The 13,573-nt window shown below is 54.5% G+C and carries 14 protein-coding genes; 11 read left to right on the top strand and 3 right to left on the bottom strand.

Features of this window, described 5'->3' with window-relative positions; all coding sequences use genetic code 11:
• The first annotated feature begins 1 nt into the window (after position 1).
• From tmk to CAP31_RS07955, 6 genes are all read left to right on the top strand, one after another.
• Complete coding sequence (tmk, locus tag CAP31_RS07980; protein WP_087447049.1) at positions 2-610, top strand: dTMP kinase; 609 nt, start codon at positions 2-4, stop codon at positions 608-610.
• A 4-nt stretch (positions 611-614) separates the two neighbouring features.
• Positions 615-1,616 (top strand): DNA polymerase III subunit delta', encoded by a 1,002-nt coding sequence (gene holB / locus CAP31_RS07975; protein ID WP_087447048.1) that lies wholly within the window; start codon positions 615-617, stop codon positions 1,614-1,616.
• A gap of 71 nt (positions 1,617-1,687) precedes the next feature.
• Positions 1,688-2,047, top strand: a complete 360-nt coding sequence (locus tag CAP31_RS07970) for a PilZ domain-containing protein (protein WP_087447047.1) — start codon at positions 1,688-1,690, stop codon at positions 2,045-2,047.
• A 22-nt stretch (positions 2,048-2,069) separates the two neighbouring features.
• Complete coding sequence (locus CAP31_RS07965) at positions 2,070-2,843, top strand: TatD family hydrolase (RefSeq protein ID WP_087447046.1); 774 nt, start codon at positions 2,070-2,072, stop codon at positions 2,841-2,843.
• Positions 2,840-3,580, top strand: a complete 741-nt coding sequence (locus tag CAP31_RS07960) for an EI24 domain-containing protein (RefSeq protein WP_087447045.1) — start codon at positions 2,840-2,842, stop codon at positions 3,578-3,580. Before CAP31_RS07965 ends, CAP31_RS07960 begins: the two co-directional genes overlap by 4 nt.
• Positions 3,564-4,112: a DUF1439 domain-containing protein gene (locus CAP31_RS07955; RefSeq protein WP_087447044.1), complete on the top strand. Its 549-nt coding sequence runs from the start codon at positions 3,564-3,566 to the stop codon at positions 4,110-4,112. Before CAP31_RS07960 ends, CAP31_RS07955 begins: the two co-directional genes overlap by 17 nt.
• 98 nt (positions 4,113-4,210) lie before the next feature.
• On the opposite strand, the gene dnaJ is transcribed toward CAP31_RS07955, so the two are convergent.
• The 3 genes from dnaJ to grpE form a co-directional block, all read right to left on the bottom strand.
• Complete coding sequence (dnaJ, locus tag CAP31_RS07950; RefSeq protein WP_087447043.1) at positions 4,211-5,314, bottom strand: molecular chaperone DnaJ; 1,104 nt, start codon at positions 5,312-5,314, stop codon at positions 4,211-4,213.
• Positions 5,315-5,421: 107 nt separating this feature from the next.
• A complete protein-coding gene (gene dnaK, locus CAP31_RS07945; protein ID WP_087447042.1) occupies positions 5,422-7,338 on the bottom strand; it encodes a molecular chaperone DnaK in 1,917 nt (638 codons plus the stop codon).
• An 83-nt stretch (positions 7,339-7,421) separates the two neighbouring features.
• Positions 7,422-7,979 (bottom strand): nucleotide exchange factor GrpE, encoded by a 558-nt coding sequence (grpE, locus tag CAP31_RS07940; RefSeq protein ID WP_255377095.1) that lies wholly within the window; start codon positions 7,977-7,979, stop codon positions 7,422-7,424.
• A gap of 120 nt (positions 7,980-8,099) precedes the next feature.
• On the opposite strand from grpE, the gene CAP31_RS07935 reads away from it, so the two are divergent.
• From CAP31_RS07935 to CAP31_RS07915, 5 genes are read left to right on the top strand one after another with little or no spacing between them, the layout of a single operon-like run.
• On the top strand, positions 8,100-8,771 hold the full coding sequence (locus tag CAP31_RS07935) for a 2OG-Fe(II) oxygenase (RefSeq protein WP_223247219.1): 672 nt from the start codon (positions 8,100-8,102) through the stop codon (positions 8,769-8,771).
• A gap of 6 nt (positions 8,772-8,777) precedes the next feature.
• Entirely contained in the window at positions 8,778-9,731 is a 954-nt protein-coding gene (locus tag CAP31_RS07930) for a mitochondrial fission ELM1 family protein (RefSeq protein WP_087447040.1), read from the top strand.
• 2 nt (positions 9,732-9,733) lie between these two features.
• Positions 9,734-11,650 (top strand): hypothetical protein, encoded by a 1,917-nt coding sequence (locus tag CAP31_RS07925; RefSeq protein WP_087447039.1) that lies wholly within the window; start codon positions 9,734-9,736, stop codon positions 11,648-11,650.
• A 1-nt stretch (position 11,651) separates the two neighbouring features.
• Positions 11,652-12,359: a hemerythrin domain-containing protein gene (locus tag CAP31_RS07920; RefSeq protein WP_157662706.1), complete on the top strand. Its 708-nt coding sequence runs from the start codon at positions 11,652-11,654 to the stop codon at positions 12,357-12,359.
• Between the two features lie 16 nt (positions 12,360-12,375).
• Positions 12,376-13,569 carry a malic enzyme-like NAD(P)-binding protein gene (locus CAP31_RS07915; protein ID WP_087447037.1) on the top strand — a complete coding sequence of 398 codons (1,194 nt, stop codon included), beginning with the start codon at positions 12,376-12,378 and terminating at the stop codon, positions 13,567-13,569.
• The last annotated feature ends 4 nt before the right edge of the window (positions 13,570-13,573 follow it).

Raw genomic sequence — 13,573 nt, 5'->3', positions numbered from 1 at the left:
CATGCCGTTTATTAGTCTGGAAGGTATCGATGGTGCAGGTAAAACCACGCATTTGCAGTGGATGGCCGATTTCCTGCGGGCGCAGGGTGCGAATGTGGTCGTAACCCGCGAACCCGGAGGGACGCCGTTAGGCGAATCGTTACGGGCGTTGCTGTTGAGTGAGCCCATGCATATCGATACCGAAGCGCTGTTGATGTTTGCTGCGCGGCGCGAACATATCGCGCAGGTAATCGCGCCGGCACTGGCACGAGGTGACTGGGTGCTGTCGGATCGTTTTACCGATGCCAGTTTCGCTTATCAATGTGGCGGGCGCGGCATAGCCGAAGCGCGTTTGCAGGTATTGGAAGATTGGGTGCAACAAGGATTGCAGCCCGATCTGACGATATTGTTCGATGTCGATGTGGCGATTGCCCACCAGCGTGTGCGTACGCACTCGGATCCGGACCGATTCGAACAGGAGCAGCAGGATTTCTTCGAGCGTGTGCGGGCCATGTATCTACACCGTGCTGCAAAGTATCCGGCGCGGATACGCGTGGTGCGTACCGACCGGACGATAGAGGTTATACGCAACGAACTCGCTGCAATGCTGAAGCCATTGTCAGCTAACTAGAGATATGCATATCTACCCATGGCAAGCAGACAGTGCACAACGATTATTGTCATTGCGCGCGCAATTACCCCATGCGATTTTGTTGCACGGGCGGGCAGGGCTGGGTAAATACCAGCTGGCACAGGTATTTGCCAAATGGCTGTTATGCGAACAGCGCGGTGCAGGCGCGGCCGCCGCCGCATGCGGCACATGTCCGTCATGTCATTGGTTTGAACTAGGCAGTCATCCCGATGTCCACATATTACAGCCTGGCGCGATGGATGATGCCGATGATGCAGGCTCCGAGCGCAAGAAAAGCGAATGGATCAGTGTCGAGCAGGTTCGCCATGCGATAGATTTCCTGCAGTTGAGTTCGCATCGCAATGGTTTGCGGATAGTGTTGCTCAATCCGGCGGAGGCGATGAACGCGGCAGCGGCTAATGCATTGCTGAAAACGCTGGAAGAGCCGCCAGCCAACAGTTTGCTGCTTCTGGTCAGCCATCAGCCTTCCCGGTTGTTGCCGACCATCTTGAGCCGTTGTCACCAATTACGGATTAATTTGCCTGATACGGCGCAGGCGCTGGACTGGCTGTCAGCGCAGGGCGTGTCCGATGCGCAACTGTGTCTGGGATTGGCTGCGGGCTCGCCTTTGCTGGCGACGACCTTCGCAGATGAAGAATACCAGGTGCGCCGTCGCGCATTCGTAACGGATTTATTGGACGCGGCACAGACACCTGTATTGGCGATGGCCGAACGCTATGCAAAATTGCCCGTTGCCGATTATTCGCAGTTGTTGCAATGGCTGCAGCAGTGGATGCATGATATGCAGAGCATGAAACTGGCGGGCAAGGTGTATTACCATCAGGACTTCAGCGAGCAATTGCGTAACTTGGCCATGCGTGTTAAGTTGAGTCCACTATTGAAACTGCAGCAACGTTTGCAGCAGGCCCGCGCAGTCGTTGCGCACCCCTTGAATGTGCAAATGGTGCTGGAAGATATTCTGCTGGAATATACCAGCGCGTTCTGAGACCGTTGCGCGGTGACTGAGCTGCGCTCGTTACCTTGTGCAAAGGCCTCGTACTGAATGGAAGTGAAATCATGAGTTCTGTCCCGAGCATGACGCGTCCTGGCGTTCTATCGCTGGCGATCAAGGAAAAATCCGCATTATTTGCTGCATATATGCCTTTTGTTAAAGGTGGCGGCTTATTTGTGCCTTCGACGAAAAGTTATCAAATTGGCGATGAGGTATTCATGTTGCTGTCGTTGCTGGATGATGTGAACAAGATTCCGGTGGCGGGACGCGTGGTCTGGATAACGCCTGTAGGTTGCCATGGCGGCAAGACACCGGGCATCGGCGTGCAGTTCGACCAGAATGAGAACGGGGTCGTAGCACGCAATAAGATCGAAGGTTTGCTAGGCGGTGCGCTCAAGGCAGTGCGGCCTACGCATACCATGTAATATGTATTGCGAGCCTTGATGTATGTTTGTAGATTCCCATTGTCATCTCAATTTTTCTGATCTGGTCGCGCGCGAGGCCGAAGTGATGGTCAATATGCAGGCGCATCAGGTCACTCATGCGCTCTGCGTCAGCGTCAATCTGGAAGATTATCCGCAAGTGCTGGCTGTGGCGGAACGCCATGCTAACGTTTTTGCTTCGGTAGGCGTGCATCCCGATTATGAAAATATCACTGAGCCGGATGTTGCGCGTCTGGTCGAATTGGCAATTCACCCGCGTGTAGTGGCCATAGGCGAAACCGGTCTGGATTATTTTCGTTTAACCGGCGATCTGGAATGGCAGCGTGAACGTTTTCGCACCCATATCCGCGCTGCAATCGCGGCGGGCAAGCCATTAATCATTCATACACGTTCCGCAGCTGAAGACACCTTGCGCATCATGCGTGAAGAAGGTGCCGATCGGATCGGCGGCGTCATGCATTGCTTTACCGAGAGCCAGGAGGTTGCCGAAGCCGCGCTGGCACTGAACTTCTACATTTCCATATCGGGCATCGTGACGTTCAAGAACGCCGTTGCGCTGAAGGAAGTGGCCAAAACTGTCCCGCTGGATCGGCTACTCATAGAAACGGACTCGCCTTATCTGGCGCCGGTGCCGCATCGCGGCAAGACCAATGAACCCGCGTGGGTCAGCCATGTTGCCGCAGCCATTGCGGAATTGCGCGGCGTCTCGGTGGAAGAGCTGGGTTCTGCTACTACCCGTAATTTCTTCCGCCTGTTCGAGACGGCACAGCCGGTATGAAGGACATCTTCGGAGCGTTGGCCGCCGCCGCTAAAGGCCTGTTTCATCCGAAAATACTCTCGATCGTTTTGTGGCCCATGGTATTTGCATTAGTGCTGTGGAGTGTGCTGGCATGGGTATTCTGGGCCGACTGGCTTGCGTTAATGAATGATTGGGTGCAACCGGCCGAGGTGTTTCTGAGTCAGTATGATTTTACCTGGATAGCCAGTGCGCTGACCGTGACGCTCATGCTGCTGATGATCGCGCCGCTGGCACTTACTACGGCTTTGCTGATCGCGGCCGTGATAGCCATGCCGATGATGGTTAATCATGTGGCTAAACGTGACTATCCGGATCTGGCACGCCTGCATGGGGGTACCGTGCTGGGGAGTGTGTGGAATGCATTGATCGCGGTGGGGGTGTTCGTCGGTTTGTGGTTGGTGACCTTGCCTTTCTGGCTGGCAGCGGGGCTGGGAGCCGTATTTTCATTGCTGCTGACAGCGTACTTGAACCAGCGCCTGTTTCGCTACGATGCCCTGGCAGAGCATGCCAGCCGTGACGAATTCGAGATCATTATGGAACGGCATGGCGGCAGCCTGTACGGTATGGGGCTGTTATTGGCGCTGCTGCATTGGGTGCCGGTGATCAATTTGGTCTCGCCTATCTATACCGGTCTCGCTTATATCCATTTTTGTCTGGCAAAACTGCGGCAGCTGCGCGCTCGAACAGAAGGGAAAGCCGATGAAATCATTCATTAGATTTGCATTAATGCTGGTATTGCTGAGCAGTTTGTTCGGGTGCAAGGAAAATCTGTTCAAACCGACTACCGTAACATTCACCCCGGCAGAGTTTCAGGCAGCCTTGTCTAAAAAATTCCCGGTGCAAAAGAACTATCTCGGCTTGATCGATCTGACCATCAGTCATCCCCAAGTCAGCATGCGTCCGGAGATCAAGCACATCGCCATGCAATTCGATGCTGTCATGGCAGCTTTGGGTGCCAGTCAGGTTGTGAAAAGCAAGCTCGATATTACGACGTCTTTGGCATACGACCCGGCTACCAGAAGTATCTTGCTGCAAGACCCGCGGCTGGAGAAGATCGACGTCGACGGCATGTCGCATGAGAGCGCCCAGCAATTAACGCAACTGGCTTCGGTACTGATCAACGAAACGTTGCAAGGTGCCAGCATCTATACCTTTAATCCGGATGATCTGCATTTTATCGGTATGCACCTGGAGCCGGAAAGCATCGAGATTACCGAACAGGGTGTGGTTGTCCATATCGCAAAATGAGCGCTGCCAGGTCAACCGTATAATTGAAAACCGTCCCGCTTGCATGCAAGCGGGACGGGAGTTGCGGATAGCCTAACTACCAGTTTGTGGCAAGACGGTTAGCCGAAAAACGCCTTCACCTTGTCCATAAACGATCTGGCCTTGGGGCTGTGGCGTGCATCATCGGCCTGATTGATCGCTTCCAGTTCACGTAACAGCTCTTTCTGGCGTTCGGTCAGGCTGACTGGCGTCTCCACCATGACGTGGCACATCAAATCGCCTGGCGCATGGGTACGTACTCCCTGGATGCCTTTGCCGCGCAGGCGGAATACCTTGCCGGTCTGGGTTTCGGCAGGTATCTTGATTTTGGCGTGGCCATCCAGCGTAGGTATCTCTATCTCACCGCCCAATGCCGCTGTGGTAAAACTGATCGGCATTTCGCAATGCAGGTCATTATGGTCGCGTTCGAACACCGAATGCGCTTTGAGATGAATGACTACATACAGATCGCCAGTCGGGCCGCCATTGACGCCAGCTTCGCCTTCGCCGGACAAGCGGATGCGGTCGCCGTTATCGACGCCGGCAGGGATGCGCACTGACAATGTTTTCTGGCGTTTGACGCGGCCTGCACCATGGCATTCAGGGCATGGTGTAGGCACGATCTTGCCGGTGCCGTGGCATTTCGGGCAGGTTTGCTGGATGGAGAAGAATCCCTGCTGCATGCGTACCTGGCCATGACCGCCACACGTGGTGCAGGTAATGGGTTCGGTGCCCGGTTTTGCGCCGGAGCCGTGACAGGTTTCGCATTCTTCCTGGGTCGGGATACGAATCTTGGTTTCGGTGCCGCGTGCGGCTTCTTCCAGCGTGATTTCCAGATTGTATTGCAGATCCGCGCCGCGATAGACATTGGAACGGCTGCGTCCGCCGCCGAAGATATCGCCGAAAATGTCGCCAAACGCATCAGAGAAACCGCCTGCGCCGCCGCCCATGCCCGCCTGATCTACGCCAGCATGACCGTATTGATCGTAAGCTGCGCGTTTATGGCTGTCCGACAGGGTTTCGTAAGCCTCTTTGGCTTCCTTGAAATGCTCTTCGGCCTTGGGATTGTCCGGGTTACGATCAGGGTGATGCTTCATCGCCAGACGGCGATAAGCTTTCTTCAGTTCGTCTTCGCTGGCATCACGATTGACGCCCAGCACTTCATAATAATCGCGTTTAGACATGTTTTTTAGCCATTTAAAATGCGGTTATGCATTTGTTCATGTTGTTACAATGTTTAATTGAAAAACGGGATTGACTTTCGCCAACCCCGTTATGATGCCGACAAGGATTATTTCTTGTCTTTCACTTCTTCAAACTCGGCGTCGACCACATCATCGTCCGCCGGCTTGGCTGAACCGGAGTCGGCAGCGCCGCCAGCGGTGGCGGATGCAGCTGCTTGCATCTGTTCGGCCAGTTTGTGCGATGCTTCGCCCAATGCTTGTGATTTGGCTTCGATGGCGGCCTTGTCGTTGCCTTTGATTGCTTCTTCGGCCTCGGCGATGGCGGCTTCGATCTTGACTTTATCATCGGCTCCGATCTTGTCACCGTATTCAGTCAATGATTTTTTCACTGAGTGAATCAGATTGTCGCACTGGTTGCGCGCATCTACCAGTTCGCGGGCAATGCGGTCGTCTTCAGCGTGAGCTTCGGCATCCTTCACCATCTGGTTGATCTCGGCTTCCGACAAACCGGAGCTGGCCTGGATCTTGATCTTGTTTTCCTTGCCGGTGGCTTTGTCCTTTGCAGACACATGCAAAATGCCGTTGGCATCGATATCGAAAGTCACTTCAATCTGCGGCATGCCGCGTGGTGCTGGCGGAATGTCGGACAGATTGAACTGGCCCAGACTCTTGTTGCCGGACGAGATTTCACGTTCGCCTTGCAGCACGTGGATGGTCACCGCATTCTGGTTGTCTTCGGCAGTCGAGAACACCTGGCTGGCCTTGGTCGGAATCGTGGTGTTCTTCTGGATCAGCTTGGTCATCACGCCGCCCATGGTTTCAATGCCCAGAGACAATGGGGTAACGTCCAGTAACAGCACATCCTTCACTTCGCCTTGCAACACACCACCCTGGATCGATGCACCGACCGCAACGGCTTCGTCAGGGTTCACGTCGCGCCGTGGCTCCTTGCCGAAGAATTCCTTGACTTTCTCCTGAACCTTGGGCATGCGGGTCATACCGCCGACCAGAATCACGTCGCTGATGTCGGATACGCTGACGCCGGCATCCTTGATCGCGAGTTTGCATGGAGCGATGGTGCGCTCGATCAGGTCTTCGACCAGGCTCTCGAACTTGGCGCGAGTGATCTTGACTGCCAAGTGCTTGGGACCGCTCGCATCTGCCGTGATATAAGGCAGATTGACTTCGGTTTGCTGTGCGGAAGACAATTCGATCTTGGCTTTTTCTGCCGCTTCTTTCAGGCGCTGCAGTGCCAGCATGTCATTGCGCAGGTCGATGCCTTGCTCTTTCTTGAATTCGTCAGCCAGATAATCGATCACGCGCTGGTCGAAATCCTCACCGCCGAGGAAGGTGTCACCGTTGGTGGACATGACTTCGAACTGATGCTCGCCTTCGATTTCGGCAATGTCGATAATGGAAATATCGAAAGTACCGCCGCCAAGGTCGTACACGGCAATTTTACGGTCGCCTTCTTTCTTGTCCATACCGAATGCCAGAGCGGCAGCAGTAGGCTCGTTAATGATGCGCTTTACTTCCAGACCGGCGATACGGCCGGCGTCCTTGGTGGCCTGACGCTGGCTGTCGTTGAAGTAGGCCGGGACGGTGATAACGGCTTCCGTGACGGGTTCACCCAGATAATCTTCGGCAGTCTTCTTCATTTTCATCAGCACTTGCGCGGAGACTTCCGGTGCGGACATTTTCTTGCCGCGCACTTCCACCCATGCGTCGCCGTTGTCGGCCTTGACAATGCTGTAGGGCATGAGGTTGATGTCTTTTTGCACTTCCTTTTCTTCAAAACGGCGGCCGATCAGGCGTTTGACCGCAAACAGGGTGTTCTTTGGATTGGTTACCGCCTGACGCTTCGCTGCGGCGCCTACCAGTACTTCGCCATCTTCAGCATAAGCAATGATGGATGGCGTGGTGCGGGCGCCTTCAGCGTTTTCAATGACCTTGGCAACGCCGTTTTCCATGACGGAAACGCAGGAGTTCGTAGTGCCCAAGTCAATACCGATGATTTTTCCCATGATGAGTTCCTTAATGTTAGTTGTTAAATAATTTGGATGTTATCAATATGCAGCTGAATTTCGGCATTTCAAGGTGTGCAGCGCTATTTTGCCTTGGACACCGTAACCAGGGCCGGCCGTACGATGCGCTCATGCAGCTGGTAGCCTTTTTGCAGAACAGCGACAACGGTATTGGCTTCGGCGGCACTTTCCACCATGCTGATTGCCTGATGTTTGTGCGGATCGAATTTTTCGTTGACGGGATTAATCTCGTTCAAATTGAATTTTTCGAAGGCGGATGATAGTTGCTTCAAAGTGAGTTCAACCCCGTTCTTCAGGTTTTCCATGCTAGGGGATTCGGTGCTGAGGGCCGCTTCCAGGCTGTCCTTGACGGCGAGCAGTTCGCTGGCGAAGCCTTCAATAGCGTATTTGTGAGCGTTGGCGACGTCGCTTTGCGCGCGCTTGCGGATATTGTCGGCTTCGGCTTTGGCGCGTAGCCATGCATCGTGATGTTCCTGGGCTAACAATTCGGCCTGTTTGAGGGATTGCTCAATACTGGGCATGGAATCCATAGCTTCCGTTTCATTATTTGCTGTTTCCTGAGATTGATCTTGATTTGGATTTTCTGTTTGCATTGTCGGCTCCTTGGTTGAACTTGGCATGAGATGGGGGTGGTGTCAGGAATTTCAAGCGCTGCGATGAATAATTTTTGTGATGGCTTTATCTCCGGGCGGAAAGGCGTTAGACTAAGGGTTTGTTAAAATAAGATTTGGTTGTCCGAAATGAATTCTTATGCCGCGCCCATGCAATCCGATGCCACATCCATGCTGGATTTGACCAAGTTCAACGCCGTCGAATTGAATAAGACTCCCTATGAATACATGGTATTGCCTGGATTTCTTAAAGCGGATGCGCTGGAGGCGATAGCCAAAGATTTTCCGTCCATCAAGCAGGCAGGGAGCTTCCCGGCCGACACGCTAAAATGCGGTCCGGCATTTATTGAATTGATGCGCCAGCTGGAAAGCGAAACCTTCCGGCATGCCGTTGGGCAAAAATTTGATGTTGATCTTACCGGACGTCCGACCATGATTACCGTGCGCGGTCACACCGATGAAACCGATGGTCGCATTCACACCGACAGTAAAACCAAAATCATTACCATGCTGATTTATTTCAATGAGGCATGGCAAAAATCCGGCGGTCGTCTGCGTATACTGCGTTCCGGCACCGATCTGGAAGATTATGCCGCAGAGGTCGAGCCCGCTATCGGTACGCTGCTTGCATTCCGGCGCAGTGATCACTCCTGGCATGGCCATAAACCCTTTGTAGGCGAGCGTAAGGCATTGCAGTTGAATTGGGTGCTGGACGAGCAGGTCAAACGACGTGAACAGAAGCGGCATGGTGTGTCAGCCTTTTTCAAGAAGTTGTTTGGCAACAAGGAATATGCAGGTTAAGCACTGATGTCGAGCCGTGTCGCATGGGTACTGTCAAATGATGTCGTTGGCATGGATAATCAGTCGTTTGGCCTGGTTGAGGCCTTGGGCCTCGACTGTATCAAAAAACGCATTGTTCCCGCAGCACCCTGGAAATACCTGCCGCCCGGTTTATGGCTGTTGCCGCTAAAATTCCTGGGCGAAGGCAGCGATGCTTTGCAGCCTCCTTGGCCGGATGTGGTGATCGGTACAGGGCGGCTCAATGTGGCGGTCGCGGTTGCCATTAAACGAGCCAGCGGCGGCCGGACGCTGAACATCCGTATCCAGAATCCGCAAATCGATCTGCGTCAATTTGATTTGATCGTCGCGCCGCAACACGACCATTGCCGCGGCGACAATGTGCTGGAAACGCTGGGCGCGGTGAACAGGGTTACACAGGCCCGGCTGGATAGTGCAGCGCAACAGTTCGCGCCGCAATTTGTCGGCCTGCCACGGCCATTGATCGGCGTTCTGCTGGGCGGCACCAATAAACGTTATGTGATCGATGCGGCCTTTGCCCATGATCTGGCGGACAAGCTGATTCTGACATTGAAGCAACATGGCGGCAGTGTGCTGATTACGCCGTCGCGGCGCACCGATGCTGCGGCGGTAGGGGTATTGCGTGAGCGCTTGGCACAATATTCGGCAGTGATCTGGGATGGTACGGGTGAAAACCCGTATTTCGCCTATCTGGCGCTGGCTGATTATCTGGTGGTGACTGCGGATTCGGTCAATATGGCGTCCGAAGCCAGTTTCACCGGCAGGCCGGTTTTTGTAGCCGGTCTGACTGGCGGCAAAGGCAAGTTTGAAGATTTTCACCGAAGTTTACAGGCCCGTGGTTGCACCCGTCCGTTTACGGGTGAGTTAACGCATTGGCACTATGAGCCGCTAGATGAAACATATCGCGTGGCAAATGAAATCAAGCACAGGTTAGGATGGTAAGCATGTCATTAAAAATTGAAACTTACAGTAATGCCAAGGGTGGTAACAGTTTTTTCAAGGCGTTAGGGCATCCGTTGACGGTCGCCAGGGCGGCTGACTTATACGCCAGATTGCGCAAAGCAGGCAAGGTGGCGATTTATGACCCGCTTGGCATGGCCGAAGGCCTGCAAGAATTTTATCCTATGGATGCGCTCGATATCACAGCTGTTTATGTGCAGCGTGTGGAAGATATGGGCAAGACGGTACTCGGGCATGATGTTCAGGCGGTGACAGGCTTGCCGCAATCCGGCGCAGGTATCGTTCTGGTAACGGCATTCGATGCCGGGCGCCTGATGGATCATATCCGGCATCTGGTGCCGGCCGGGGTCGAGCTGCTGAGCCTGGATGAATTGCGTCTGCCGGTAAGCATGCTGACCAATCCCAATCGTTATCTGGATCCGTTGAATTTCGCGACCAATTTCGGCTTCCTGCGCGACGGCAATGGCCAGCATACGCGCATCGTGAGTTGCGATTACTGGTCAGGATTGGGCGCGAAAACCGTGCCCGAAGTCTGGTATTGCCTGTTCGATCAGTCCGGCAAAGTGCTGGCGCAATGGCAGGAGGCGATACCTGCCGCGGGTGCGAGTCTGATTATTGACAGCCGCGAGATACGTCAGCGCTTTAATCTGGGCGATTTTACTGCATCGCTGTTTATTCATATTCTGGGCGTGGCGCGGCATGATATCGTCAAATACGCGCTCGATGTGTATGGCGATGATGATACGGTATTGTCCTGCACCCATGATGCCAATGCCTGGCCGTCCGATCTGTTTGCCGGCCTACCGGCACCGCATGATGATGAAACCGTGGTGATGTGGATACAGAACAGCCACCCTGTGCCTATTCCTGCGCATGCGGTCGGCATTAACCTGATGGGGTCGGATGATATCCGCACCATTCCCACCGAAATTGCGCCGTTTGCCTGTTATGCGCTGAATGTCGCGGATCTGTTCCCCGAAGTGCGCTGGCCGCAGCAACTCGAAGTGCAGGCCGGACGTTATTTCGTGCGCCCGCGTTACGAAGTGCACGTTAAAAATGGCCGCAGCCGCATTGCCCACGTCAATGTGGAGCGCAATGATCTGGTGGTGGATCCCAATATCCCGAATCTGACGCAGCATCTGGGTAAATCCTACATCCTGCCTGCGCCGATCATGCCTGTCGCGCAATGGCAAAGCGTGATGCAGCCTAATCCGATGTCTACCGCACAAACCGATCTGCCGATTGCTGCGATTTTCTATGACGCCACTGGCGTGGAAGTGGCGCGCCACAAGTTCGGCCGCTTGCAGCGCAGCGACAGTGTTGCAGTTGACATGAATGCCATGCTGGCGGCACAGAATGCGATGTTACCCAGCGGCAGCGGCCATGTTGAGCTGGTCTATGATTTCAGTGACGGCGGCGGCGGCGATGGCTGGCTGCACGGCCTGTTCCGTTATACGCAGCGCAGCAGCGGCCATATCGCCGAAACCAGTTTTGGCGGTCATATCTTCAATACCGTGCTGACTTACAAGAACGAACCGCAGTCTTATGCAGCCGCGCCTCCCGGTCTGAGTACGCGCCTGTTCCTGCGTCTTGGCGACGCGCCACTGGATACGTTCTGCCATCTGATTTATGCCGCATCGACGCCCTGGCATGTACAATCCGATACCAGCCTGGTGCTGTTCAACCGTATGGGTGAACAGATTGCGCAGACCAAAATCAGCATTCCGTGCAGCGGTTCCTTGCACTGGCGCTACAGCGAGGTGTTCGATGCCGCGACGCGGCAACGTGCCGGCGATGGCGGCTATATCATCATCCGCGACCTGACTTGCCGCCTGTTCGGCTATCACGGTACCGTCAATGGCGATACGGCATTCTGCATGGATCACATGTTCGGGTTCTGATATGAGCGATCAATATTGCGATCTGACCGGGACTGCACCGAGCCATTTGCAAACGGCCGTGTTTTACGAGATCAAGGACATGCCGCGCGGCGAAACGGCAACCATTCTGTTTGCGGAGGATCCTGCCATCGTGCTGCACAGCCTGAATCTGCAATTGCGCAACAATCTGCGCTGGGAAATCAGCCGGAACGAGGCAGGGCAGTGGCTGACGGTGATCCACCGCGCGGAAGATGTGCCGTCAGTGGATGTGCTCGATGCGTTGAAACGCGATCACAAGCGGCTGGATGCGATGTTCTCGCAGGTGATCCATCTTACTGACCAGAATCATCTGGTACAGGCTTACGCCATCATGCAGGCGTTTACCGAGGGCTTGCGCCGTCATCTGGCCGTGGAGCATGACATACTGGCCAAGGCGATTCGTACACCGCCGAATGCGATGGGGCAAGACCCCACCGCAGCGATGATGCAGGAACATAATGAAATACTGAATCAGTCAGTAATGATAGAATCGAGCTTTGAAGAAGCCGATGCGACGCCGGGCAGCATTTCGCCCTTGCTGGCAATTCTGGCCGGGTATTTATCCAAGCATGAGTACCGCGAAGAAGCCACACTGTTTCCGATCTGGACCGGCGCGATTAACAAGGCCCCTGAAGCAGCGCGTTCAGCCCTGTTTAAACAGGTGCTGGCGACACTGGATGGCTCGATATAATTTTCGATTGAACGACATGACTACATTTAAACAGCGCGCACTTGATTATCATGAATTTCCCAAACCGGGCAAAATCTCGGTGGAATCATCCAAACCTTGCGAATCTGCCGAAGATCTGGCGCTGGCCTATAGCCCCGGTGTCGCCGAGCCGGTGCGCGCCATTGCCGAAGATGCGGAGAATGCCTATCGTTTTACCAACAAGGGCAATCTGGTTGCCGTGATCAGCGATGGCACGGCAATTCTGGGATTGGGTAACCTCGGGCCGCTGGCATCGAAACCGGTCATGGAAGGCAAGGGCATCCTGTTCAAACGCTTTGCCAATATCGATGTGTTCGATATCGAAATCAAGGCGCCAAGCGTGCGGGATTTTATTGAAACCGTGGTGAACATTGCGCCTACCTTTGGTGGTATCAACCTTGAAGATATTGCTGCACCACATTGTTTTGAAATAGAAAAAGAATTATCCGAACGTCTTGATATTCCGGTGTTCCACGACGATCAGCATGGCACGGCTGTCATTATCTGCGCAGGTCTGATTAATGCGCTGCATGTACAGGGCAAAAAGCTGGCCGACGCCCGTATCGTCTGTCTGGGCGCCGGTGCAGCAGGTACCGCATCGCTGCGCCTGCTGCTGGCGATGGGCGCAGACAAATCCAAGATTCTGGTCGTGGATAAGGCCGGCGTTCTGCATACCGGCATGCAGGATCTGCCGCCGCATCATGCCTTCTTTGCAGCCGATACCGAGGCGAGAACCCTGGCGGATGCGATGCGCGGGGCGGATGCGTTCATCGGCGTATCGGCCGGTAATCTGGTGTCGCAGGATATGCTGAAGAGCATGGCGGACAAGCCGGTCGTGTTTGCGCTGGCGAATCCCGATCCGGAAATTTCTCCGGCAGAGGCACATGCCGCACGCGATGATTTGATCATGGCCACCGGGCGCTCGGATTACCCTAATCAGGTGAATAATGTACTGGGCTTCCCGTTCATTTTCCGCGGTGCGCTGGATGCGCGCGCCAAGCGCATCACCCAGGCGATGCAAGTCGCTGCTGTGCACGCATTGGCAGAATTGGCCCGTGAGCCGGTGCCGGCTGAAGTGCTGGCTATCTATAAAGTCGAATCCATGGCGTTCGGCAGGGAATATATCCTGCCCAAGCCATTCGATCCGCGCCTGATAGAGCGTATCCCGTCCGCAGTAGCCAAAGCGGTTTGATCCT

This window comes from Sulfuriferula sp. AH1, assembly GCF_002162035.1.
In the GTDB taxonomy this organism is placed as follows: domain Bacteria; phylum Pseudomonadota; class Gammaproteobacteria; order Burkholderiales; family Sulfuriferulaceae; genus Sulfuriferula.
This window is presented reverse-complemented; position numbering and strand designations above follow the sequence as displayed.

Coding starts and splice junctions, on each gene's coding strand:
- dnaK (WP_087447042.1), bottom strand. CDS start 7,338: ATGGGAAAAATCATCGGTATTGACTTGGGCACTACGAACTCCTGCGTT.
- CAP31_RS07960 (WP_087447045.1), top strand. CDS start 2,840: ATGAAGGACATCTTCGGAGCGTTGGCCGCCGCCGCTAAAGGCCTGTTT.
- CAP31_RS07965 (WP_087447046.1), top strand. CDS start 2,070: ATGTTTGTAGATTCCCATTGTCATCTCAATTTTTCTGATCTGGTCGCG.
- CAP31_RS07935 (WP_223247219.1), top strand. CDS start 8,100: ATGAATTCTTATGCCGCGCCCATGCAATCCGATGCCACATCCATGCTG.
- dnaJ (WP_087447043.1), bottom strand. CDS start 5,314: ATGTCTAAACGCGATTATTATGAAGTGCTGGGCGTCAATCGTGATGCC.
- CAP31_RS07930 (WP_087447040.1), top strand. CDS start 8,778: ATGTCGAGCCGTGTCGCATGGGTACTGTCAAATGATGTCGTTGGCATG.
- CAP31_RS07925 (WP_087447039.1), top strand. CDS start 9,734: ATGTCATTAAAAATTGAAACTTACAGTAATGCCAAGGGTGGTAACAGT.
- grpE (WP_255377095.1), bottom strand. CDS start 7,979: ATGCCAAGTTCAACCAAGGAGCCGACAATGCAAACAGAAAATCCAAAT.
- tmk (WP_087447049.1), top strand. CDS start 2: ATGCCGTTTATTAGTCTGGAAGGTATCGATGGTGCAGGTAAAACCACG.
- CAP31_RS07915 (WP_087447037.1), top strand. CDS start 12,376: ATGACTACATTTAAACAGCGCGCACTTGATTATCATGAATTTCCCAAA.
- CAP31_RS07920 (WP_157662706.1), top strand. CDS start 11,652: ATGAGCGATCAATATTGCGATCTGACCGGGACTGCACCGAGCCATTTG.
- CAP31_RS07970 (WP_087447047.1), top strand. CDS start 1,688: ATGAGTTCTGTCCCGAGCATGACGCGTCCTGGCGTTCTATCGCTGGCG.
- holB (WP_087447048.1), top strand. CDS start 615: ATGCATATCTACCCATGGCAAGCAGACAGTGCACAACGATTATTGTCA.
- CAP31_RS07955 (WP_087447044.1), top strand. CDS start 3,564: ATGAAATCATTCATTAGATTTGCATTAATGCTGGTATTGCTGAGCAGT.